General features: G+C 66.6%; 18 protein-coding genes and 2 pseudogenes. 12 read left to right on the top strand and 8 right to left on the bottom strand.

Going from position 1 to position 23,198, the window contains the following annotated elements:
- The first annotated feature begins 2 nt into the window (after positions 1-2).
- The 8 genes from tssK (at position 3) to ACYRGX_RS02085 (ending at position 11,346) form a co-directional block, all read left to right on the top strand.
- On the top strand, positions 3-1,340 hold the full coding sequence (tssK, locus tag ACYRGX_RS02120; RefSeq protein ID WP_473054969.1) for a type VI secretion system baseplate subunit TssK: 1,338 nt from the start codon (positions 3-5) through the stop codon (positions 1,338-1,340).
- Positions 1,337-2,203 carry a type IVB secretion system protein IcmH/DotU gene (gene icmH, locus ACYRGX_RS02115; RefSeq protein WP_473054968.1) on the top strand — a complete coding sequence of 289 codons (867 nt, stop codon included), beginning with the start codon at positions 1,337-1,339 and terminating at the stop codon, positions 2,201-2,203. Before tssK ends, icmH begins: the two co-directional genes overlap by 4 nt.
- Positions 2,200-5,697 carry a type VI secretion system membrane subunit TssM gene (tssM, locus tag ACYRGX_RS02110; RefSeq protein WP_473054967.1) on the top strand — a complete coding sequence of 1,166 codons (3,498 nt, stop codon included), beginning with the start codon at positions 2,200-2,202 and terminating at the stop codon, positions 5,695-5,697. Before icmH ends, tssM begins: the two co-directional genes overlap by 4 nt.
- A complete protein-coding gene (locus tag ACYRGX_RS02105; RefSeq protein ID WP_473054966.1) occupies positions 5,697-6,437 on the top strand; it encodes a PP2C family protein-serine/threonine phosphatase in 741 nt (246 codons plus the stop codon). Before tssM ends, ACYRGX_RS02105 begins: the two co-directional genes overlap by 1 nt.
- Positions 6,341-7,339 carry a serine/threonine-protein kinase gene (locus ACYRGX_RS02100; protein WP_473054965.1) on the top strand — a complete coding sequence of 333 codons (999 nt, stop codon included), beginning with the start codon at positions 6,341-6,343 and terminating at the stop codon, positions 7,337-7,339. The genes ACYRGX_RS02105 and ACYRGX_RS02100 overlap by 97 nt, the downstream gene beginning before the upstream one ends.
- 112 nt (positions 7,340-7,451) lie before the next feature.
- On the top strand, positions 7,452-7,961 hold the full coding sequence (locus ACYRGX_RS02095; protein WP_473054964.1) for a sigma-70 family RNA polymerase sigma factor: 510 nt from the start codon (positions 7,452-7,454) through the stop codon (positions 7,959-7,961).
- On the top strand, positions 7,958-8,896 hold the full coding sequence (locus ACYRGX_RS02090; protein WP_473054963.1) for a FecR domain-containing protein: 939 nt from the start codon (positions 7,958-7,960) through the stop codon (positions 8,894-8,896). Before ACYRGX_RS02095 ends, ACYRGX_RS02090 begins: the two co-directional genes overlap by 4 nt.
- Before the next feature lie 77 nt (positions 8,897-8,973).
- Positions 8,974-11,346 carry a TonB-dependent siderophore receptor gene (locus ACYRGX_RS02085; RefSeq protein ID WP_473054962.1) on the top strand — a complete coding sequence of 791 codons (2,373 nt, stop codon included), beginning with the start codon at positions 8,974-8,976 and terminating at the stop codon, positions 11,344-11,346.
- A gap of 9 nt (positions 11,347-11,355) precedes the next feature.
- Here ACYRGX_RS02085 and ACYRGX_RS02080 read toward each other — a convergent pair whose 3' ends face one another.
- On the bottom strand, positions 11,356-12,243 hold the full coding sequence (locus ACYRGX_RS02080; RefSeq protein ID WP_473054961.1) for a LysR family transcriptional regulator: 888 nt from the start codon (positions 12,241-12,243) through the stop codon (positions 11,356-11,358).
- A gap of 145 nt (positions 12,244-12,388) precedes the next feature.
- On the opposite strand from ACYRGX_RS02080, the gene trpB reads away from it, so the two are divergent.
- The 3 genes from trpB (at position 12,389) to ACYRGX_RS02065 (ending at position 15,646) form a co-directional block, all read left to right on the top strand.
- Entirely contained in the window at positions 12,389-13,603 is a 1,215-nt protein-coding gene (gene trpB / locus ACYRGX_RS02075; protein ID WP_473054960.1) for a tryptophan synthase subunit beta, read from the top strand.
- Positions 13,600-14,409 (top strand): tryptophan synthase subunit alpha, encoded by an 810-nt coding sequence (gene trpA, locus ACYRGX_RS02070; protein ID WP_473054959.1) that lies wholly within the window; start codon positions 13,600-13,602, stop codon positions 14,407-14,409. Before trpB ends, trpA begins: the two co-directional genes overlap by 4 nt.
- A 499-nt stretch (positions 14,410-14,908) precedes the next feature.
- Positions 14,909-15,646 (top strand): MauE/DoxX family redox-associated membrane protein, encoded by a 738-nt coding sequence (locus ACYRGX_RS02065; RefSeq protein ID WP_473054958.1) that lies wholly within the window; start codon positions 14,909-14,911, stop codon positions 15,644-15,646.
- A gap of 10 nt (positions 15,647-15,656) precedes the next feature.
- Here the strand turns inward: ACYRGX_RS02065 and ACYRGX_RS02060 are convergent, their stop codons facing one another.
- From ACYRGX_RS02060 to glnT, 4 genes and pseudogenes are all read right to left on the bottom strand, one after another.
- Positions 15,657-16,268, bottom strand: coding sequence for a TetR family transcriptional regulator (locus ACYRGX_RS02060; RefSeq protein ID WP_473054957.1), 612 nt, complete (start codon positions 16,266-16,268; stop codon positions 15,657-15,659).
- Between the two features lie 55 nt (positions 16,269-16,323).
- Positions 16,324-16,734 (bottom strand): annotated as a pseudogene (locus ACYRGX_RS02055) (type 2 periplasmic-binding domain-containing protein); the annotation flags it as partial.
- Positions 16,735-17,004: 270 nt separating this feature from the next.
- Positions 17,005-17,661, bottom strand: a pseudogene (locus ACYRGX_RS02050) (ABC transporter substrate-binding protein); the annotation flags it as partial.
- 79 nt (positions 17,662-17,740) lie between these two features.
- On the bottom strand, positions 17,741-19,099 hold the full coding sequence (gene glnT / locus ACYRGX_RS02045; RefSeq protein WP_473054956.1) for a type III glutamate--ammonia ligase: 1,359 nt from the start codon (positions 19,097-19,099) through the stop codon (positions 17,741-17,743).
- 148 nt (positions 19,100-19,247) lie between these two features.
- On the opposite strand from glnT, the gene ACYRGX_RS02040 reads away from it, so the two are divergent.
- Entirely contained in the window at positions 19,248-20,243 is a 996-nt protein-coding gene (locus tag ACYRGX_RS02040) for an alpha/beta fold hydrolase (RefSeq protein WP_473054955.1), read from the top strand.
- 110 nt (positions 20,244-20,353) lie between these two features.
- On the opposite strand, the gene ACYRGX_RS02035 is transcribed toward ACYRGX_RS02040, so the two are convergent.
- Genes ACYRGX_RS02035 through pyrR form a run of 3 tightly spaced genes read right to left on the bottom strand, consistent with a single transcriptional unit; the run spans position 20,354 to position 23,160 of the window.
- A complete protein-coding gene (locus tag ACYRGX_RS02035; protein WP_473054954.1) occupies positions 20,354-21,631 on the bottom strand; it encodes a dihydroorotase in 1,278 nt (425 codons plus the stop codon).
- A complete protein-coding gene (locus ACYRGX_RS02030; RefSeq protein ID WP_473054953.1) occupies positions 21,631-22,638 on the bottom strand; it encodes an aspartate carbamoyltransferase catalytic subunit in 1,008 nt (335 codons plus the stop codon). Before ACYRGX_RS02030 ends, ACYRGX_RS02035 begins: the two co-directional genes overlap by 1 nt.
- A 15-nt stretch (positions 22,639-22,653) precedes the next feature.
- The gene (gene pyrR / locus ACYRGX_RS02025; protein ID WP_473054952.1) at positions 22,654-23,160 is read right to left on the bottom strand and encodes a bifunctional pyr operon transcriptional regulator/uracil phosphoribosyltransferase PyrR; all 507 of its coding nucleotides are present in this window, start codon (positions 23,158-23,160) and stop codon (positions 22,654-22,656) included.
- Between the last annotated feature and the right edge of the window lie 38 nt (positions 23,161-23,198).

The raw sequence follows: 23,198 nt of genomic DNA, 5'->3' as shown, positions 1-23,198 counted from the left end.
GCATGACGCTGCACAAGGTCGCCTGGCAGGAAGGCATGCTGCTGCAGCCGCAACACCTGCAGCATCAGGATCGCTACCACGAGCATCAGTTGCGTGCTCGCAGCCAACACCTGCTGGAGCACCCCTGGGGATTCTTCGAGCTGAGCCTGGATCGCCAGTTCCTCGCCCTCGGCAAGCTGGTGCTCAGCCGCGCCAGTGGCCTGCTGCCGGACGGTACGCTGTTCGAGCTGGATGCCGCGCAACAGCCGTTGGCGCTGGACATCGTGCCGGGCACCCGTGCCACCCAGATATTTCTGGCGCTGCCGCTGGTCACACCAGGGCGGACCGAGTGTCGTCGCCCGGAGCAGTCCAACGTGCTGGCGCGATACGTAGTGGGTGAAGAGTCGGTGGTGGATGCCAATGCCGGCGACGCCGAGCCTTTGCAGGTCGGTTGCGCCCACCCCGAGTTTCGCCTGCAACTGGAGGATGCCGAGGGCGCCGAGCGGTTCGTACGCCTGGCGTTGTGCCGGATCCTCGACAGTGGCGCCGACGGCGCGCTGACCCTGGACGATACGTTCTGCCCCAGCGTAGTGGATATCCAGGCCTCGCCATTCCTGTTCGACTGCCTGAAAGAGGTGGTCAGCCTGCTGCGCCATCGCGGCGAGGTACTCGCCGAGCGTGTGCGCGCCAGCGGTCGCCTGGGTAGCGCGGAGGTCGGAGATTTCCTGCTGCTGCAACTGATCAATCGCTACGAGCCCTTGTTGCGCCACCTGCTGGAACATGAGCATGGCCATCCCCAGGTCCTCTACCGGCAGTTGCTGCAACTGCTTGGCGAGCTATCGGGCTTCTCCGGTTCGCGGCGTCCCGCGGTACAGGCAGGCTACCGCCATGCCGACTTGCATGGCTGCTTCACGCCGCTGCTGGTGGCGTTACGCGAGCTGCTGTCGATGGTGCTCGAACAGCATGCACTGGAGCTGCCGCTACAGCAGCGCCAATACGGTATTCGTGTCGCCGCGCTACACGACCGCAAGCTGCTGGACAGTGCCACCTTCGTGTTGGCCGCGCGTGCCGACTGCGATACCGAGAGCCTGCGCACGCGGCTACCGGCACAGCTCAAGATCGGTCCGGTCGAGCACATCCGCCAGTTGGTCAACCTGCACCTGCCCGGCTTGACCCTGCGTCCCTTGCCGGTGGCACCCAGGCAGATTCCTTTCCATGCCGGCAAGACCTACTTCGCGCTCGAGTTGCAGGGCGAGGCCATGCAGCAGTTGGAAAACTCGGGCGGCTTCGCCTTCCACGTCTCCGGGGACTTCCCGGGGCTAGAGCTTCAATTCTGGGCGATAAGGAACGCACCCGCATGATCAAGGAAAGACCCTACCCCGACGACGGGCGCACCGTCGTCATGCTGCGTGACGGCGCGCGAGGCGCGCAGGCCCCGTTGACCGACAGTCCCGCACCGGCTTTCGAGGCCCTGGAGGCGCGCATGCGCTTCGCTGCTCGCCAGCAGAATTCACGGCGCTTCGAGGAAGGCGTGAATCCCCTGGTGGCCGCGGCGCGGGAGCTGTTCGCCGAATTGCTGCAACTCAAGCGCGACTTCAGTGGCGAGGATCTACGGGTTCTCAACGACCGCCTTGCCGCGCGCATGCGCGAGTTCGAAGAGATCGCGCTGCATACCGGCTGTGACGGCAACGAGGTGATGGCCGCACGTTACGCACTGTGCACGGTGCTCGACGAAGCCGTGGTGACGACGCCTTGGGGTAACGAAAGCGAGTGGTCGAGTATCAGTCTGCTGTCGGCCTTCCACGGCGAGACCTTCGGGGGTGAGAAGTTCTTCCTGCTGCTCGAACGTCTGGTGCGTAACCCGCTCAAGCACCTGTTCCTGCTCGAGTTGATGTACCTGTGCCTGGCGCTGGGTTTCGAAGGCAAGTACCGCGTATTGCCGCGCGGCACGCTCGAACTGGAGGCCCTGCGCGACGCGCTCTACCGGCAGATCCGACATCTGCGTGGTGATGTTCCCCAGGCGCTTTCACCCCATTGGCAAGGCGCCACTCGCGGTGGCGCGCGCGTTGTGCGGGTAGTGCCCTGGTGGTTGCTCGGCGTGTTCACCCTGGGTTGTCTGGTGGCGCTCTATGGAGGCTTCGCCTGGACCTTGCAGCTACAGCGGGAGCAGGTGCTTTCTGTCGTTTCCAGCCCTCTGCAGGATGATCGAGGAGTGCGCCCATGAATCCGTCTGGATGGCTGCGGCGTCTCCTGGCAGGTCTGCGTCTCGCGCCGGTTTGGAGTTTCCTGTTGCTGCTGCCGCTGGCGGCGGCGCTGTGGTTCCTCGCCCCCTCGCTGTCCTTCGATGGCGCGCCATTGCTGCCTTCGAAAGGTGCCCGGGGTATCGCCATCGGATCGCTCTTGCTGCTCTGGGCGATGCTCATGCTCAGTCTGCGTGCCTGGTCTGCCCGGCGCCGCCGCAATGCGCTGGAGCCGCTGCAGCGCGAACAGCGCGAGGCGCTGGAAGCGCAGTCCGACGAGGAGCAGCAGGTGCTTCGCCAACGCTTTCGCGATGCCTTGCGCACGCTTTCCAGCGCCGGGCTCTACCGGGGACTGGGGCGGCGCGGGCGGGCGCAGTTGCCCTGGTACCTGTTGATCGGCCCGCCAGCGAGCGGCAAGACCAGTCTGCTGGAATTCTCCGGCCTGGACTTTCCCCTGGAAGCGGGGCAGCACGAGCGCCTGACCCGTGACATGGGCGGGACGCGTCATGCGCATTGGTACTTCGCCGAGCATGCGGTGCTCATCGACACCGCCGGCGACTACCTGACCCAGCCCGAGCCCCAGGTCCATGGCCGGGCCTGGCAGACCCTGCTCGGCCTGCTGCGAAAACGTGCGCCGCGGGCGCTGAACGGCGTCCTGGTCACCCTGTCGGTCGAACAGTTGCTCGACGGTGACGAGCTGGCGCTGGAGAGCCTGGCGCGACAGGTGCGACAGCGGCTGTTGGAGGTGCACCAGCGGCTGGCCTGCGAGGTGCCGGTCTACCTGGTACTGAGCAAGACCGACCGGATAGCGGGCTTCGACGAGTTCTTCGATCTGCTGACTCGCGAGGAAAGCGCGCAGGTGCTGGGAGCGACCTTCACGCCCGGTCAGGACGGCACGGCGCAGGGCGTGCTCGGCAACGCCCTGGGCGAGCTGTTGCAGCGCCTCAACGCCCAGGTCGTGCAACGTATCCATCAGGAGCGTGACTGCCTGCGCCGCGGGCTGGTCCTCGACTTCCCACGACAACTGGCTCAGCTTGGCGAGCGCCTTTGCCTGTTCGTCGAACTGGCGTTCTCCGGCAACCGCTATCAGCGTGCCAGCAGCTTGCGCGGGTTCTACTTCACCAGCGCACCGCACCTGAGCGAATCGCTCGATCCGTTGACCAGTGGCATTGGCCGACAGTTGGGAATGCCCCGCGACAGCTTGCCCAGTCTGCGCCAAGGACGTGCCCGCTTTATCGGCCAACTGCTGGATCGGGTGATCTTTCCCGAGTCGGACCTGGCCGCGCTGAACCAGAGTGAGCGGCGGCGCATCGTCTGGCGCCAGCGCAGCCTCGTTCTCGGCATCTTCGCCTGCCTTGGGGTGCTGGGTGGAACCTGGGCCTATGCGTTCTCCGCCAACCAAGGGCGCCTGGAGCAATTGCGTGGCTTGCTCGGCGAGTGGGGCTCGCAACGTGAAGCCCTGCCGGCTGGCGGTGATGCCCGCTCCGGGCTGGCGCTGCTGGATACGGCATTCGCCGCGCAGCAGCTGTTTCCCGAGGCTGAGGCGGTACCCCACTGGCAGCGGGCAGGACTGTATCAGGGTGCTGCCGTTACGACCGTGGTGCAGCCAGCCTATCGCGAGGAACTGCAGCGGGTGCTCCTGCCGCGCGTGCTGCGGCAACTGGAGGACAACATTCGGCACAGCCTCGATGATCGTGGCCGCCTGCTGGACAACCTGCGCGCCTATTTGATGCTGCGCGACGTCGAGCGACGTGACGTGGACTTTCTGCAACGTTGGCTGATGGCCGACTGGTCGCGGCGCTATCCCGCGGATGGCTCCAGCCAGGCTTCCTTGGCGGGACATTTCGCACGGCTGCTGGCGGCCGGTTTCGAGCCGGCGCAACTGGACGAGTCCCTGTTGGCAAAGGCACGTGAAGTCTTGCGCGGCGAGTCGCTGGCGGGCGTCTTCTATCGCCTGCTACAGGCACGTGCCAGCGGCCTGCCCGAATACAGTCTGGGCAGTCGTATGGGGGCGCAAGCGGGGCTTTTCGCAGGGGCCGATGGTCGTATTCCGGGCCTCTATACCGCGGCCGGCTACCGAGATTTCTTCCAGGCCCAGGGGCGCGCCCTGGTCCGCGATGCCATGCGGGACGACTGGGTGCTGGGCGCCAGCGAGGGGCTGAGCGGCGCCGACTTCGAGCGCTTGTATGCCGACATCGAACAGCTCTACCTGCGTGATTACGCCGAACACTGGGGACAGGCAATCGGTCGCCTGACATTGCGGCCGGCCGAAGATCTACAGCAACTGGCGCAGACGCTGGCGGGCCTGACGGCAGCGAATTCGCCGTTGCTGCACCTGTTGGCGGAAGTGCAGGAGAATACCCGCTTGGTCGTGGCGTCTTCTCCTCTGGAGCCATCACCCAGCGGCGCTCTCGAGGCCGCTGGCGAGGCGCCGGCGGATAGCGAGGCCGTCGAGTTGAGCAGCGCCGGTCAATCGCTCGCGCGGCGTTTCGAGGCTTTGCGCAATCTGCTCGACGAGCAGGGCGGCGCACGTGCGGAATTGCTCGCGCTGCTGCAGGCTCTGGACGCCTGGCAACTGCGGGTGGACAGCCTGGCGCACGCCGGGGCCGCGGACCAGGCGGCCTATGAGATGGCGCGCGAGCGCATGGGGGGACGTGGCACGGATGCCCTTGGCCAGGTACGTAGCGCCACTGCACGCCTGCCGCAGCCTTTGGCGGGTTGGTTCACGCACCTGGCGCAGAACAGTTGGCAAGTGGTGCTGGATGGCGCCCAGCGCTACCTCAACGAGCGCTATCGCGGCGAACTCTACGGTTTCTATCGCAAGTCCCTGCGCCAGCGTTATCCGTTCGACGCGGACAGCGACAGCGAAGTCTCGCTGGGCGATTTTCGCGAGTTCTTCAAGGCGGATGGTGTCGCGGCACATTTCATCGAGCGCTACCTGGCGCCCTTCGTCAGTCAGGCCAGTGGCGGTTATCGGGCGCGCCAGGTCGATGGCAACGGCCTGAGCCTGTCGCGGGAGTTCCTCGGGCAATTGCAACGGCTGCGTACCATCCGCGAGAGTTTCTTCGCCGAGGATGCGTCCGAGCCCCAGGTGAGCTTTCGCCTGGAGCCGTACGCGCTGGATTCGAGCCTGGGACGCGCCGACTTCCGCTTTGCCGGGCAGCGCCTGGAGTATCGCCACGGCCCCATCGTGCAGACGGCCTTCGTCTGGCCGGGAGATTCGGACGATGGCCGTAGCTCGCTGGTGGTGGAGGAACTGGGCGGTCGGCGCCTGGGCATCGAGCGCAGCGGTGGTCCCTGGTCACTGTTCCGCCTGTTCGACCAGTTGCATGCCCAGCAGCACAGCGGCCGCGACGTATTGATGCTGCGCGCGGACATCGATGGCCGTCAGGCGGACTACCTGCTGCACAGCCAGCGCTCGCCCAATCCGTTCGATACCCAGCCTCTGCGGCGCTTCCGCCTGCCTGCGGTGCTCTGATGATCGAGGCGAGCGAGGCCTGGGCGCAGCGTCTGCAAAGTGCGGCGCGCTGCGAGGCGGGCAAACTGCGGCGGCGTAACGAGGACGCCTGCCTCGAACGCTCGCGGGAGGGGCTTTGGGCCGTCGCCGATGGCATCGGTGGTCAACCGCGTGGCGATCTTGCCAGCCGCCTGGTGGTCGATGAATTGGCGGCGCTGGTCCTCTCCGGTTCCCTCGATGAGCGCGAGCGGTGGGTCGCGACCTGCCTGCAGCGGCTCAACCGGAGACTGGCCGATACGCCGACGGTGATTGCGGGGCAGCCAGCGTCCCTGATCGGTTCGACCGTGGTGGTGCTGTTGAGCGACGGTGAACGCGCCACCTGCCTGTGGGCGGGAGACAGTCGCTGCTATCTCTTTCGCGCAGGGCGTCTGCACCTGCTCACGCATGACCACAATCACATGCGCCTGTTGATCGAGGACGGCATGCCGCCCGCTCAAGCAGCGCTGCATCCACAGGGCCAGGCATTGACGCGCGCGGTGGGCATCGATGCGGAGCTGTTGCTGGAACGGCGCCGCCTGGATCTCTATCCCGGCGATGCGTTGCTGCTGTGCAGCGACGGTCTCTACCAGAGCCTGAGCGCCGCTCAACTGGGCAGCGCCCTGCAATGCTGCAGCGCTGCGGTGGCCTTGCGCACGCTCTTCGAGGCCGCGCTCAAGGGGCCCGCGCGCGACAACCTGGCGGCGATCGTGGTGCGCCCTTGAGCCGTCTCGAATCCTACCGCCCCGGTCCCCTGCCAGACGTGTTGGGCGGGCGCTATCGTATCGAGCGACTGCTTGGCGTCGGAGGCATGGGCGCGGTCTATCGGGCTCGCGATCTGCTGCGCGAGCAATTCGGCGATCCGGCTCCCTGGGTCGCCCTGAAGACGCTCAACGAGGACTTTGCCGAGTATCCCGATGCCCATGCCTTGCTGCATGGCGAATACGCGCTCACCTGTCGTGTGCATCACGCCCATGTGGTGCGGCCCTTCGCATTCGAGGTCGACTTCGAATGCCAGCGGGCGTTTCTCACCCTCGAACTGCTCGATGGGCCGACCCTGGACCAGTTCCTCGCCGACAATCCCGGTGGACCGGCGTGGTCGCTGATCTGCGAAATCGCCCAGCCCTTACTGGCGGCGCTGGCGGCGGCTCATCGCCAGGGAGTCCTCCACGGCGACATCAAGCCGAGCAACGTCGTGCTGGCCAGCGATGGCTTGCGGCTCATCGATTTCGGCCTGGGGGAGTCCTGCCATGCTTCGCTGCCGCACCTTTCACGCCAGCGAGTGAAGGCCTGGACGTTGCGCTATGCCGCCCTCGAACTGCTCGACGGTGGTCCGTTGACCCCCTCGAGCGATCTTTATGCCATGGCCTGCGTGCTCTATGAACTGAGCAGTGGGCGCCATCCCTACCGACGACTGAGTGCCCGTCAGGCCCGCGCCATGGACCTGGAGCGCACGCTGCAGGCGCCGCCCTGCCTGCCCGCGCCGTGCTGGCCGGTATTGCGCGAGGCGTTGGCGCTGGCGCCCGAGCGGCGCCTGGCGGATGTCGAGGCGCTGCGCCGCGCCTTCGTCGACCGCCCCGGCAAGCGTCGCTGGCTGCGTTCTGCACCTCTCTCTGCGCTCGAGTGAGCCAGTCATTCAGGCGGCGCAGCAGGGGTTGGCCGGCGGGCTTTGCAAAGGTTTCCCTTCTCCCTACAATTGCGATCAATTCTCATACTCGTCAACTTGTGGGAGAGCTTGCTTGCCCAGTGCTCCGCTTACTCCGCCGGCTGGGATCGATAGCCTCTACCGCGACCACCACGGCTGGCTGAGTGGTTGGTTGCGTCGGCGCCTGAGCAATTCGGCCGACGCGGCCGATCTGGCCCAGGACACCTTTGTTCGTGTGCTGCTGGCGCGCAGCGCCGACACGCTGCGTGAGCCGCGACATTACCTGGCGACGGTCGCCCGTGGGTTGGTGATCGATCTCTACCGGCGGCGCTCCCTGGAGCAGGCCTATCTGGAGGCCCTGGCGCTGCGACCGGAGCAGTACGCACCTTCGGCAGAGGAGCGCAGCGAGATACTCGACAGCCTGCTGGCCATCGATCGCCTGCTGGACGGCCTGGGCACACGCACCCGCGGCATCTTCCTCGCCGTGCAACTGGACGGGCTGAGCTACGAGAAGACCGCCGAGAAGCTTGGCGTGTCGGTCACCACGGTGCGCAAGCACCTGGCCCGCGCGCTGATGCACTGTCTATTGCTGGAAGACGCTTGAAGGCCGCGCTGGCGCAGGCCGTGGACTGGTACGTGCGTCTGCACGACAGCGCCGTCGACGAACGTACGCGGGCGGACTGGCGCAGCTGGCTGGCCGCTGACCGCCAGCATGCCGAGGCCTGGCGGCGCTTGGAGCAGTTGCAGCGACGAATGAACTTCGCCTCGCCGGAGCTGGCGGCGGCGACGCTGGAGAGGGCCCGGCAGGGGCGCCGCGCGGCGCTGAAAACCCTGCTGTTGCTGCTGGGCGTCGGCCTGGCCGGTTGGCAGGGCTACCGAGCATCGCCCTACAGCGTGGATCTCGCCACCGGCGTGGGCGAGCGCCGCCGGCTGACACTGGCTGACGGCAGTCGGCTGGATCTGGATACCGACACCCGCGTCGACCTGCGCTTCGAGGATGCCAGGCGTGAGCTACATCTGCTGCGCGGAGCGGTCAGAGTGGATGCCGCGGCGGATGCGCGCCCGTTCAGCCTCGTCAGCGAGCAGGGCCGGGTGCAGGCCCTCGATGGCTGCTTCAGCGTTCGTCAGGACGAGCGGACGACCCGGGTGATCGTCGAACGACAGGCCGTCGAGGTGCTCCCCTGCCTGGCGCCGGAACAGCGTGCCCGGATCGGAGCCGGGCAGAGTTTGCGCTTCACGGCGGCGCAGGTGGGTGTCGTCGAGCCTGCGCCGGCCGAGGCCGATGCCTGGACCCGCGGGATGCTGGTGGCGGTGGACTGGCGGCTGGCGGAGCTGCTTGCGGAGCTCTCGCGCTATCGCCCGGGTTACCTGGGGTGTGCCGCGCAAATCGCCGGCCTGCGGGTATCCGGTGCCTACAGCCTGGATGACACCGATGCGGCGTTGGAGATGCTCGAGGCTTCGCTACCGCTACGCACACGGCGGCTGAGTCGCCTGTGGGTCAGGCTCGAGCCTTTGGAAGAAAATAATTCTCAGGGGTGACAGATTCTCATCTGTCGTTCGGCTCCCCGCTGAACGGTCGCTCAGACGATCGCCAGCCCATACCTCAGGAGCCCTTCATGATCCCGCTGTCCCGCCGCACGCGTCATCTCCATTTCCTTCCCATGGCGCTCGCCGCGGCGATCGCTAGCGCGTCGGCCTGGGCTGCCCGGCACTACGAGATTCCTCCGAGTCCGCTGGGCGATGCTCTGAGTCGTTTCGCGGCGGCTAGCGGTGTGATGATCAGCTTCAGTGCCGAGCAGACGGCGGCGCTGCGCAGCGAAGGCCTGCAGGGGGACTACGAACTGGAGCAGGGCTTCGCCCGTTTGCTGCGCGGGAGTGGCCTGCGCGTGCGCCAAGTGGGTGACAGGCGCTATTTGCTCGAACGGGCCGAAACCGGGGATGCCGTGGAGCTGGAGGCGACCAGCGTCTACGGCTCACAGCTGGGCAGCACTACCGAGGGCACGCAGTCCTATACCACCGGGCGGATGAGCACCGCGACCAAGCTGCCGCTGTCGATGCGCGAGACGCCACAAGCGGTCACGGTAATCACCCGGCAGCGGATGGATGATCAGACGATGACCAGTATCAACGATGTGGTACGGGCTACGCCCGGGCTGTTCCTCAGCAAGTCCGATGGCCCCGGTCGGCCGTCCTTCATGGCGCGCGGCTTCTACATCGACAACGTGATGTACGACGGCCTGCCCAGCGCCTATGAGGGTTGGGTCGCCGGGGTGCAACCCAACCTCGCGATGTTCGACCGGGTCGAGGTGATTCGCGGAGCCACCGGCTTGGTCGCCGGAAGCGGCAATCCGTCCGCGGCGATCAACCTGGTGCGCAAGCGGCCAACCGTCGAGCCCCAGGCAAGTCTCACGGCGGGCGCTGGACGCTGGGACGACTACCGGGGTGAAGTGGACACCTCCAGCGCACTCAACGAGTCCGGCACGCTGCGCGGGCGGGTGGTGGGTGCCTATCGCGATGCCAACAGTTTCCGCGACGAGGAAGCGCACGACCATGGCCTGTTCTATGCCATTGGCGAGGCCGATCTTGGCCAGCGAACCACCGCGACCCTGGGGCTCTCTCGCCAGGAAGATCAGACCAATCTGTTCTGGGGTGGCCTGCCGCTAAGTGCCAGTGGCCACCACCTGGATCTGTCGCGCTCGAGTTATCCCGGTGCCGATTGGGAGGACAAGAACCAGCAGATCGACACGGTATTCGGTGAAATCGAGCATCGCTTCGACAACGACTGGAAGCTGCGTGTCGCCGCCATGTCGTCCTCGCAGGATGCCTTGTTCTCCGGCTCCTACATCTACCGCCAGGCCGACGACAGCCTGGTGCGCTCCGCCTATCAAGCGCGCTACTACGAAGACCAGGACGCTTTCGACGTTTTCGCCAGTGGCCCGCTACAACTGCTGGGACGCACCCATGAGGTGGTCGCCGGCGTCAGCCGCCGCGAGAAGGATTTCACCACCCGGAACTACAGCGGTGGCGGACTGATCGCCCTGGATGCGCCCAAACCCGACTTCGTTCGTTCCGGCAAGTCACGCAACGTCACCACCCAGGACGGCACCTACCTGACGACCCGCTTGAGCCTGGCCGACCCGCTCACGCTGATCCTCGGTGGGCGCCTGGACTGGTACGAGTACGACAACCGCAGTGGTAGCGGCGACTACAAGGTCACCCGCAACCTCACCCGCTACGCCGGCCTGGTCTACGACCTGGACGAACATCACTCGCTGTATGCCAGCTACACGGACATCTTCCAGCCACAGACGCAGAAGAACATCGCCGGCAACCTGCTCGAACCGATCACCGGCGAAAACTACGAGGTGGGCATCAAGGGCGAATACTTCGGCGGCGCGCTGAACGCCAGTCTGGCGATCTTCCAGATCGAACAGACCAACCGAGCCAGCCTGCTGAGCGACCAGAGCGGTTGCGCCACCTATCCGGCGACCTCCTGTTACGAAGCGGCGGGCTTGGTGCGTAGCCAGGGTATCGACCTGGAACTACAGGGCGAGTTGAGCGAGGGCTGGCAGGTCGGCGCCGGTTACACCTATACCCGGGCGCGCTACGTGGACGACGCCACCCAGGCCAACGAAGGTGAACGCTTCAATACCGACAGTCCCGAGCACCTGTTCAAGCTGTCCAGCGTCTACCATCTGCAAGGACCGCTCGCCCGCTGGAGGGTGGGGGGCAGCGTCTACTGGCAGAGCCGCATCTACAACGACATCAGCGTGGACAGCGGTACCTATCGGCTCGACCAGGGCAGCTACGCCATCGCAGACCTGTTGTTGGGTTACCAGGCCAGCGAGCACCTGGACCTGCAACTCAATGCCAACAACATCTTCGACCGAACCTACTATTCGGCGATCGGCTACGACGTCACCTGGGGCTCGGTGGATACCTACGGCGATCCGCGCAGCTACCTGCTGACGGCGCGCTACAAGTTCTGAGGCCGTAGTTCAGCCCTGCAGCTCCTTGCGCAGCCACGCGGCCAGGCGTTCGACACGGGCGTCGACGCCGCGTGCCGGCGCCCACAGCGCCAGGCGCGCCTGCGTCTCGACGAAGCCCCAGGGCGCCACCAGGCGACCGGCGGCCAGCTCGTCGGCGACCAGGGGCTCGGGGGCGATGGCCACGCCGAGCCCGGCTATCGCCGCTTCGAGCAGGTAGTACAGGTGCTCGAAACCCTGTCCCAGGCGTAGCGTGCGCCCCGCGAGACCGCTGGCGCTGGCCCACTGCGGCCAGGCTTGGGGCCGTGAGACGGTGTGCAGCAGGGCCTCGTCGAGCACCCGGGCGGGATCCGTGTCGGCCAGCGCCGGGTAGCGCGGATGCGTCGGGCTGAGCACCGGGCCGATGCGCTCGGCGGCCAGCTCGAACACTTGCATGTCCGTGGGCCAGGGCGGCTCGGCGAACCACAGGGTGGCGTCCACGCCAGGGCGGCGGGGGTCGAGTTCGCCATCGCTGGCCGAAAGCTGTAGGTTCAGGGCCGGCAGTTCCCGCTGCAGGCGATCCAGGCGCGGGATGAACCAGCGCGCCAGCAGGCTGCCGGGGCAGCCGAGCACGAACGGGCGATCCTGCTGGCGGCTGCGCAGTTCGTCGCAGGCCAGTCGCAGACGGGCGAAGGCGTCGCTGGCGACCTCACGCAGACGCACACCGTCATCGGTGAGCTTGACGCCGCGTCCGTCCTTTTCGAAAAGGCGCGTGCCGAGGCTTTCCTCGAGGCTCTTGATCTGCCGGCTGATGGCGCCGTGGGTCACGGATAGCTCGCCTGCCGCGGCCGCCAGGCTGCCCAGGCGGGCGCTGGCCTCGAACGCACGCAAGGCATTGAGCGAGGGAAGGGGACTCCTCATATTCGTGAGTTTTCCTGACGTATTGAGGCGATCTTATCGCTTTTCATTGGCGCCGTGTCCGGTAGCATGGTCAACCATCGAGGAGACGTCACCTCCTTACGACTTTCGAGTGGGTCGCCTGGCGACCCCTGACCTGGAGACTGCGATGACTTCACTGCGCAACGGCCCCGACGCCAAGGGCCTGTTCGGCAGCTTCGGCGGCCAGTACGTCGCCGAGACGCTGATGCCGCTGATCCACGACCTGGCCGCCGAATACGAGAAGGCCAAGTCCGACCCGGAATTCCAGCAGCAACTGGCCTACTTCCAGCGTGACTACGTCGGCCGTCCCAGCCCGCTGTACTTTGCCGAGCGCCTGACCGAGCACTGCGGCGGCGCGAAGATCTACTTGAAGCGCGAAGAGCTGAACCACACCGGCGCGCACAAGATCAACAACTGCATCGGCCAGATCCTGCTGGCCAAGCGCATGGGCAAGCAGCGCATCATCGCCGAGACCGGCGCCGGCATGCATGGCGTGGCCACCGCCACCGTGGCCGCGCGCTTCGGCATGCAGTGCGTGATCTACATGGGCACCACCGACATCGACCGCCAGCAGGCCAACGTCTTCCGCATGCGCCTGCTCGGCGCCGAGGTGATCCCGGTTACCGCCGGCACCGGCACCCTCAAGGACGCGATGAACGAAGCCCTGCGCGACTGGGTGACCAACGTCGACAGCACCTTCTACATCATCGGCACCGTGGCCGGCCCGCACCCGTACCCGGCGATGGTTCGCGACTTCCAGGCGGTGATCGGCAAGGAAACCCGCGAGCAACTGGCCGAGCAGGAAGGGCGCCTGCCCGACTCGCTGGTCGCCTGCATCGGTGGCGGCTCCAACGCCATGGGCTTGTTCCATCCGTTCCTCGATGACCAGAGCGTCGAGATCATCGGCGTCGAAGCTGCCGGTTACGGCGTCGAGACCGGCAAGCACGCCGCCAGCCTGAACGGCGGCGTGCCCGGCGTGCTGCACGGCAACCGCACCTTCCTGCTGCAGGACGACGACGGCCAGATCATCGACGCCCACTCGATCTCCGCCGGCCTCGACTACCCCGGTATCGGCCCCGAGCACGCCTGGTTGCATGACATCGGCCGCGTCCAGTACACCTCGATCACCGACGACGAGGCGCTCGCCGCCTTCCACCAGTGCTGCCGCCTGGAAGGCATCATCCCCGCGCTGGAGAGCTCCCATGCCCTGGCCGAGGTATTCAAGCGCGCGCCGAGCCTGCCCAAGGATCACCTGATGGTGGTGAACCTCTCCGGGCGTGGCGACAAGGACATGCAGACCGTGATGCATCACCTGGGCGACAAGCTGGAGAACAACGCATGAGCCGCTTGCAGAGCCGCTTCGCCGAACTGAAGCAGGAAAACCGCGCCGCCCTGGTGACCTTCGTCACCGCCGGCGACCCCGACTACGACGCCTCCCTGGCGATCCTCCGTGGGCTGCCCAAGGCGGGCGCCGACGTCATCGAGCTGGGCATGCCGTTCACCGACCCGATGGCCGACGGCCCGTCGATCCAACTGGCCAACATCCGCGCCCTGGCGAACAAGCAGACCCTCGCCGCGACGCTGCGCATGGTCCGCGAATTCCGCGCCGAGAACAGCGAGACGCCGCTGGTGCTGATGGGCTACTTCAACCCCATCCACAAGTACGGCGTAGAGCGCTTCGTCGCCGATGCCGCGCAAGCGGGCGTGGACGGCCTGATCGTCGTCGACCTGCCGGCCGAGCATAACGAGGACCTCTGCGATCCGGCCCAGGCCGCGGGCATCGACTTCATCCGCCTGACCACCCCGACCACCGACGACAAGCGCCTGCCGACCGTGCTCAACGGCAGCTCCGGCTTCGTCTACTACGTCTCCGTGGCCGGCGTCACCGGCGCCGGACGCGCCACCCTGGACCACGTCGAAGAAGCCGTGGCGCGTCTGCGTCGGCACACCGAACTGCCGGTGTGCATCGGCTTCGGCATCCGCACCCCGGAACACGCCGCCGACATCGCGCGGATTGCCGATGGCGTGGTGGTGGGGTCGGCGCTGGTCGACCAGATCGCCAACAACAGCGATCGCGCCAGGGCCATCGACGGTGTACTGAGCCTCTGCGCCCAGCTCGCCGAAGGCGTCCGCGGCGCACGTCGCTGAGCATCGTTGCAAAAGCCGCTGGCGGAGTGATTCGCCAGCGGCTTTTTTGTGCGCTCAGGTTTGGATCGCGCAAATTGTTTGCGGGGATTTGGCCTCGACATACGGGCGACGCGCTTTCCTCGCCAGGGGCGACAGGTTTCGCCTTGCACGGCGAGTCACCTTTCTTGCTTGCCCAAGAAAGGTAACCGAAAGAAGGCACCCCTACATCCGGCCCCGCCTGCTGCGCAGACGGGGTTCCCTTGCCCTTGCCCTCGATTGCTCTTCCGCACGTTCTCACAAACAACACTCAACGCCCCGTTGATCCGGGTGACCGGAATCGTCGCGTAGCAGGTTGAGCCGCCCGGACGGCGGCGAAAGGCCTGTAGGGCCATGGATGGCCCGTACTGGCCGGGCCTGCGGAGCGGCGATGGAGAGGCAATCACACCAATACGCATCAGCCGGGGAATCTCGTGGCGACATGGAGGGTCAGCCCTATAAGCCCCCGATTCGGAGACGCCCCATGCCCGACACCAAACTGGCCCGCCTCTACCGTATGGTCATGCCCGAGCACATCTGCCCGTTCGGTCTGAAATCACGCAGCCTGCTGCGGCGCAAGGGCTTCGAGGTGGACGATCATTGGCTGACCACTCGCGAGCAGACCGATGCCTTCAAGGCCGAGCACGGCGTGGAGACCACCCCGCAGACCTTCATCGACGGCGAGCGTATTGGCGGTTACGACGAGTTGCGCCGGTATTTCGGTCAGCACGTGGCCGAGCCGGGCGAGACCAGCTATACGCCGGTGATCGCCACCTTCGCGATGACCGCGCTGATGGCGCTGGCGCTGAGCCAGGCGGTGTTCGGCACGCCCTTCACGCCGCGCGCGCTGCAATGGTTCATCGCCCTTTCGATGGGCGTGCTGGCGCTGCTCAAGCTGCGTGACCTGGAGAGCTTCACGACCATGTTCCTCGGCTACGACCTGCTCGCCCAGCGCTACGTGCCTTACGCCTATTTCTACCCGTTCGCCGAAGCCGGTGCGGCGGTGCTGATGCTCGCTGGCGCGCTGATCTGGCTCGCGGCACCGGTGGCCGTATTCATCGGTGCGGTGGGTGCCTGGTCAGTGTTCAAGGCGGTTTACCTGGACAAGCGTGAACTCAAGTGCGCCTGCATGGGCGGCGACAGCAACGTGCCGCTGGGCTTCGTCTCGCTCACCGAGAACCTGATGATGATCCTGATGGGGTTGTGGATGCTGCTCGGCTGAGCGTTGCCGCTCAGGCGCGTGGCAGCAGTTGCATCAGGCTGTCGCTGAAGAACCCCGCCTGCTTGCGCAGACTGAACAGCTTGGGATCGCCCAGCCAGGTCTGGGTCACACCCATCAGTGCGCTGTAGAGCAGGACCGCGCTGTCTTCAGCGGGCTGCTCGCCGGCCAGTTCTCCGGCCTCGCGGGCGGCCTGGATGTGCCGCGCCAGGCATTGCACGATGCTGCGCGTGAGCTTGCGCTCGCGGCGCAGGGTGCCGGCGACCTCGGAAGTCATTTCGGTCTTGTTCAGCAGGATCTCGAAGGACTGGCGGTGCCAGCGGTTGTCGATCAGCAGGGCGAACCATTGGTCGATCAGGTAGCGGATCGCCTGCAGCGGCGTGTCGGCCAGCGTCAGGCTGCTCGCCACCAGTTGCTCCAGCGGCTCCTGGGAGTAGAGCAGGACGGCCTCGAACAGCTCGTCCTTGTTCTTGAAGTGCCAGTAGATGGGCCCGCGACTGACGCCGGCGGCTTCGGCGATCATCGCCAGGGTGGTGCGGGAGTATCCGGTCTTGCTGAATTGCTCGAGGGCCGCCTCGATAACTTTCAGGCGGGTCTTCTCGGCGTCTTCTTTGGTGCGGCGCATGGGAACGATCGTAGGTGCTGGGAGGCCCCGGCGCGGGGCCTCCTCGATTCAGGCCTCAGAGTTTGCCATCTGCGGCCATCTGCATGTAGGTGGTGTCGAAGCGCAGCTTGACGTTGCCCTTGTCGCCGAGCAGCTTGCCGTTGGGCATGCTGATGCCGACGAAGTCGACGCTGGAGGCGCCTTCGCCAAGCAGGCCGTGGTCGAAGGAGAAGTGCCGTACGCTGTCCATCGCCTGGTAGGCCTCGTCGCTCTCGATGAAGGCCAGCGAGTCGCGGGGCGTCCAGAACATCTTCATGCCCTTGAGCTGCGATTCGTAGCCGGCCTGGTCGGTGCCCGAGGCCTGGCCGAGCACGGCGCGGGCTTCGGCGCCTTGCGGGGTGTCGCTGGCGAGGATGCCCATCACCTCGTACCAGGCGCCGACCACGGCCTTGGCGAAGGCGGGGTTGTCGGCCAGGGTCTGGGTGTTGGTTAGGGTCTGCTGCCGATTCGTTCGCGAGTCGCGTTGTCGCCAGAAATGGCCTGCGGTTAGGCGCAGGACGCCGGTAAGGGCGATCCCTTGCCAAGTCCTGCAACGACAGTGCAGGCCATTTCCGGCACAACCCGAAGGGCCAGTGTCTGTTTTTGCGCGATACGGCGTTGTTCGTCTTGCCCTTACCCCGGTAAGGGCTGCAACTCACGCCTTGTCTCGCGCAAAAACAGACACTGGCGCGGCCGTGAACGAATCGGCAGCAGACCCTAAGGTCAGGTCCTTGATGTGTCCGGGGATCTGGCTGGAGTCGAACACCAGATGCGCGCCGGGCGCTTTTTCCACTTCATCGAGCAGCGGGTTCCAGGTCACCACGTTGCGCACGTCCTCGCTGGCGAAGGCGCCGACGATATCGGCGTCGGAGGTGTTCACCACCTGCACGTCGCGCTCGCTCAGACCAACGCTCTGCAGCGCGTGGGCGAGCAGGTAGTGGGAGACGGAGAGCTCCACCAGGTTGACCTTCTGGCCCTTGATGCTGGCTAGGTCGCCGTCCTTCATGACCATGCCGTCGTTGCCGTTGGAGTAGTCGCCGACGATCAGCGCGGTGCTGTCGACGCCACCGGCGGCGGGGATCGACAGCGCGTCCATGCTGGTCAGCACCACGGCGTCGAACTGCCCGGCGGTGTACTGGTTGATCGATTCGACGTAGTCGTTGATCTGGGTGATCTTCACCTCGATGCCGTACTTGTCGGCCCATTTCTTCATGATTCCGGACTCGTCCGCGTACTTCCACGGCATCCAGCCGGCGTAGATGGTCCAGGCCAGGTTGAACTGCTGCTTGTGCTCGGCGTGCGCGGCCAGCGGCAACAGGCTGCTGCAGGCAAGTCCGGTGGCGCAGAGCAGGGCTTTCAAGGTCTTCAACGACATGCGGTAACTCCTCGTTGGCCGGGCTCGCCCAGCGTTGCGCCCACCGCAGTGGAGGCAACGCGGAGCGCCCCGGATCGGCTCAGAAGAACTTCAGGTAGCGCTGGATTTCCCAGTCGGAAACGTGGGTGTGGTAGGCATTCCATTCGTCGCGCTTGAAGTCGACGAAGGCCTGGAAAAGGCTGTCGCCGAAGACCTCTCGGCTCAGCGGGTCCTGTTCGAAGGCGTCGATGGCCTCGCTCAGGGTGCGCGGCAGGCACTCGATGTTCATCTCGGCGACCTGCTTCTCGTTGTACTGGTACATGTTCTCGCGGTGCGGCAGGCCCGGATCGAGCTGCTCGCGGATGCCTTCCAGGCCGGCGGCGAGGATCATCGCGGCGCCCAGGTAGGGGTTGCAGGAGATGTCCGCCGCGCGGCATTCCACGCGGCCGCCCTGGGACGGGATGCGCAGCATGTTGGTGCGGTTGTTGTTGCCGTAGCAGACGAACACCGGCGCCCAGGTGGAGCCGGACAGGCTGCCCTTGCGCACCAGGCGCTTGTAGCTGTTCACCGTCGGCGCGATCACCGCGCAGATGGCCTGGGCATGCTTGAGCACGCCGGCGATGAAGTGATAGCCGAGCTGGCTCACGCCGCAGTCGTGCAGGTCGTCGCCGTCGGGTTCGAAGAGGTTGCGGCCGCTCTCGCGGTCGGCCAGCGACATGTTGTAGTGCGCGCCGCTGCCGGTGCGCTTGGCCGAGGGCTTGGGCATGAAGCTGGCGAAGGCGCCGTGCTTGCGGGCGATCTCGTTGGCGAGCATGCGGAAGAACACGAAGCGGTCGGCCATGGTCAGCGCATCGGCGTACTTGAAGTCGGTCTCGAACTGGCCGGCGGCGTCTTCGTGGTCGAAGGAGTAGACGTCCATGCCCATCGCGTTGAGCGCCTCGACCAACTCGCCGACGATGTGCAGGTTGTCCATCAGTCCGCGTGGGTCGTAGCAGGGCTTGGCCAGGTCGTCGCGGGCGCTGACCGGCTCGAAGCCGCCGTCGGCGCTGTCCTTGTAGATGAAGAACTCGGTCTCGATGCCCAGGTTGAAGGTGTAGCCCATGGCCGCGGCGGCCTCGGTCTGGCGCTTCAGGGCACCGCGCGAGCAGGCGGCGAAGGGCTTGCCGTCCAGGTACAGGTCGCTGGCGAACCAGGCCAGGTCCTTGTTCCAGGCGCATTGCACGGCGCTGGCCGGGTCTGGCATCGCCGCTACTTCGTTGTCGCTGATGTCCTGCGGAACGCCATCCAGCGCCGCACCGGTGTACAGCTCGGAACCGCCGAGCATCTGGCCGAGGTGGGACAGCGGGACGAACTTGCCCTTGATCACGCCGTGGATGTCCACGTAGCTGGCCATGGCGTATTTCACGCCCTTGGCTTGCAGGCTGTTCTTCAAGGCTTCGACTTCGGGGTGGCGGCTCATGTGCGGGTCTCTCTGATCGCGTTGGGGCAGGCCGGATTGGCACGCTTCGTTCATTCAACATACATGCCATCATGTATATAAATACCCTGGCGATGCGCCCGAAGAACTGCCGGCAGGGCTGCTCGAGACGATCGTGGAGAATTTGCAAATGATTGAATTGGAAAAGGAAAAAAACTTCTTCGAAGTGGGCGACCTGGAATTGGAGAGCGGCCAGGTGCTGCGCCAGGCTCGGCTTTGCTACCAGGTCATCGGGCGGCCGAATGCGGCGCGGGACAACCTGGTGCTGATTCCCAGCTACTACGGTGGCTCACATTGGGGCAGCCTGCCCCTGCTTGGCGCAGGTAGTCCGTTGGCGCGCGGCGAACACTGCGTGGTGTTGACCAACCTGTTCGGTGCCGGCTGGTCGAGTTCACCGAGCAACGCCGTCGAGGGTCAACGCGGCGCGGATTTTCCGCGGGTGTCCCTGGGCGACAACGTCGAGGCGCAGCATCGCCTGCTCGACGCGCTGTTCGGCGACTGGCATCTGGCGCTGGTCTGCGGCTGGTCGATGGGCGGCATGCAGGCCTACGCCTGGGCGCTGCGTCATCCTGACAAGGTCGCGAGCATCCTGCCGTTCTGCGCCACCGCGCGTTGTTCCGCGCACAACCGGGTGTTCCTCGATGGCGTGCGCGCCGCCTTGTGCGCCGATGGCGCCTGGCAGGGCGGGCGCTACACGACGCCGCCGCATGCCGGCCTGCGGGCCTTCGGTCGGGTGTATGCCGGTTGGGCCTACTCCCAGGCCTTTTATAGAAAGGCGCTTTACCGGGCGCTGGGCTTCGCCGACGTCGATGCGCTGCTGGCGTTCTGGGAGGAAGACCATCTCGCCCAGGACGCCAACGACCTGCTCTGCGTGCTGGACACCTGGCAGTGTGCCCAGCCGGCGCTGGCCGAGTTGCCCGGCATTCGCGCACGGACCCTGGCGATGCCCTGCCGCAGCGATCTGTACTTCACCGTGGCGGACGCCGAGGAGGAGGTGCGTGCGATCCCGGGCGCACAACTGCGCGTGCTGGACTCGGACTGGGGGCACTGCGCCGGTGGCCCTGGGCGCGAGGCGCAGGCAATGGCCCAGGTGTTTGCGGCGATGGATGCGTTGCTGGCCGGCTGAAGCGCGCGCCTCGACAAACGCGCGGGTCGCCGTGGCGCAGAAGGGCAGAGCCCCAGCGCGTGGGCTGCCGGCTCCCCAGGGCGTCGGCGACCAGCCGGAGCGTCGTGAGGCTAGGCCTCGTCGCCGTGGCAGACCTGGCCATCGACCAGTGTGTAGCGCACTCGGCCCGGCAGCGTCTGGCCAAGGAACGGGCAGTTGCGCCCGCGCGAGTACCAGTGCTCGCCGGCGGTGCTCGGCGCGCTGGGGTCGAAGATCACCAGGTCGGCTGCACCGCCGACGCGCAGTTGCCCTGTCGGTAGGCGCAGGGCCTCGGCCGGGCCCTGGGTAAGGCGTGCGAGTAGCGTCGGCAGGTCGAGCAGGCCGTCCTCCACCAGGCGCAGGGCCAGCGGCAGCAACAGCTCGACGCTGGCGATGCCCGGCTCGGTGGCGGCGAAAGGCGCGGCCTTGGCGTCCGCCTCGTGGGGCTGGTGGTGGCTGGAGATGGCGCCGATCACGCCGCTGGCGAGTGCTTCGCGCAGACCCTGGCGGTCCGCCTCGCTGCGCAGTGGCGGTTGCACGTGATAGAGGCTGGAGAAGCCTTCCAGCACCTCGTCGTTGAGCAGCAACTGGTAGAGCGCCACGTCGGCGCTTACCGGCAGGCCACGGGCCTGTGCCTCGGCGATCATCTGCGCGCCACGGGCGCTGGTCAGCTGGCTGAAGTGCGCGCGCACGCCGCTCTGTTCGACCAGCAGCAGCGTGCGCGCCAGGGCCAGGGTCTCCGCCGTTTCGGGAATGCCGGCGAGTCCCAGCAGACTGGCGGTGGGGCCTTCGTGGGCCATGCCGCCCTCGGCCAGCGCGGTATCCTGGCAGTGGAAGACCAGGGTCAGGTCGAAGGTGGCGGCGTACTCCAGCGCACGGCGCAGGTTGCGGCTGCTGGCGAATTCACGCAGGCCGTCGCCGAAGGCCACGCAGCCGGCATCGCGCAGTGCCACCAGCTCGGCCAGGCGCTCGCCGTCCAGGCCACGGGTCAGCGCGCCGATCGGGAAGACCTTGGTGTGGCCGGCTTCACGGGCGCGGTCGAGGATTAGCTCGGCCACCGCTGGGGTGTCGAGGATCGGCCGGGTCAACGGTGGGCAACACAGGCTGGTGACGCCGCCGGCGGCCGCCGCACGGGTCTCGCTGGCGATGCTGCCCTTGCGGCTGTAGCCCGGCTCGCGCAGGGCCACGTCGAGGTCGACCAGGCCGGGCGCGGCGACCAGGCCGTGGGCGTCGATGCTGCGCTGGGCGCTGAAGTCCTCCGGTGCCTGGCCGATGCCGACGAGGCGCCCGCCGGTGAGGTAGAGGTCCGTCACCGCGTCCAGGCCGCTGGCCGGATCGATGACGCGAGCACCCTGAATGTGGATGTTCATCAGGCTTGCTCCCCGTTCTGCTGGTCGATCTGGCGTTGCGTGGTCTGGCCGCTCATGGCCATGGAGAGCACCGCCATGCGCACGGCGATGCCATAGGTCACCTGGTTGAGGATCACCGAGTGGGGGCCGTCGGCCACCGCCGAATCGATCTCCACGCCGCGGTTGATCGGTCCCGGGTGCATGACGATGGCGTCCGCCGCGGCGCGCGCCAAGCGAGCCTCGGTGAGGCCGTAGAGGCGGAAGAACTCGCCTTCGCTGGGTAGCAGGCCGCCCTGCATGCGTTCGCGCTGCAGGCGCAGCATGATCACCACGTCGACGTCCTCGAGCCCGGCGTGCATGTCGTTGAACACTCGCACGCCGAACTGCTCTATGCCCACCGGCAGCAGGGTGCGCGGGGCGATCACGCGAATATCCGGGCAGCCCAGGGTCTTCAGCGCGGTGATGTTCGAGCGCGCCACCCGCGAGTGCAGGATGTCGCCGACGATGGCTACCTTGAGGTTCTCGAAGCTGCCTTTGTGGCGGCGGATGGTGAGCATGTCGAGCATGCCCTGGGTGGGGTGCGCGTGGCGTCCGTCGCCGCCGTTGATCACCGCTACGTCGGGGCACACGTGCTCGGCGATGAAGTGCGCGGCGCCGGAGTCGGCATGCCGCACCACGAACATGTCGGCGGCCATCGCCTCGAGGTTGCGCAAGGTGTCGGTCAGGGTCTCGCCCTTGCTGGTCGAGCTGGTCGACACGTTGAGGGTGATGACGTCAGCCGAGAGACGCTTGGCGGCCAGCTCGAAGGTGGTGCGGGTACGCGTGGAGTTCTCGAAGAACACATTGCACACCGTCTTGCCGCGCAGCAGCGGGACCTTCTTCACGGCGCGCGCGCCGACTTCGAGGAAGGAGTCGGCGGTATCGAGGATCTCGGTGAGCAGCGCTCGCGGCAGTCCGTCGAGGGACAGGAAGTGACGCAGCTGACCCTGGTCGTTGAGTTGCAGGGGGCACTGTGCGGCGATGGGCATGGTGGGTGGCCTTGATCAGGAGGCGGAGAGGGTCTGCAGCTCCAGGGCGAGCGGCGCGGCGGTCAATTTTACCCGCTCGTCGGCCGCCAGCGACAGACTGGCGCCCACCACGTCGGGGCGAATGGGCAGCTCGCGGGCATCCAGGTCGAGCAGGCAGACCAGGGTCACACTGGCCGGACGGCCGTAATCGAACAGCTCGTTCAGCGCGGCGCGGATGGTACGCCCACTCATCAGTACGTCATCGATCAGTACCAGGTGCTGGTCGTCGACCTCGAACGGCAGCTCCGAAGGCTGTACCTGCGGGTGCAGGCCGTTGCGGGTGAAGTCGTCACGGTAGAAGGAGACATCCAGCACGCCCAGCGGGGAGTCGTCGCCCAGCTGTTCGAGCAGGGCCTGGGCGACCCAGACGCCGCCGGTGCGGATGCCGACGAAACGCGGGGTGTCGATGCCGCGGCGCCGCAGGTGGTCGCTCAATTGCGTCGCCATGACGGGAAGCAGGTCGGCGGGATCGGGCAGGTTCATGGGCGTCTCCGTGCGCATTTGTCGCGGCGGTGCGATCC

It is taken from the genome of Pseudomonas sp. R4-15 (genome assembly GCF_055768815.1).
Note: the sequence above shows the minus strand (reverse complement) of the source record. Positions and strands in the feature narration are given on the sequence as shown.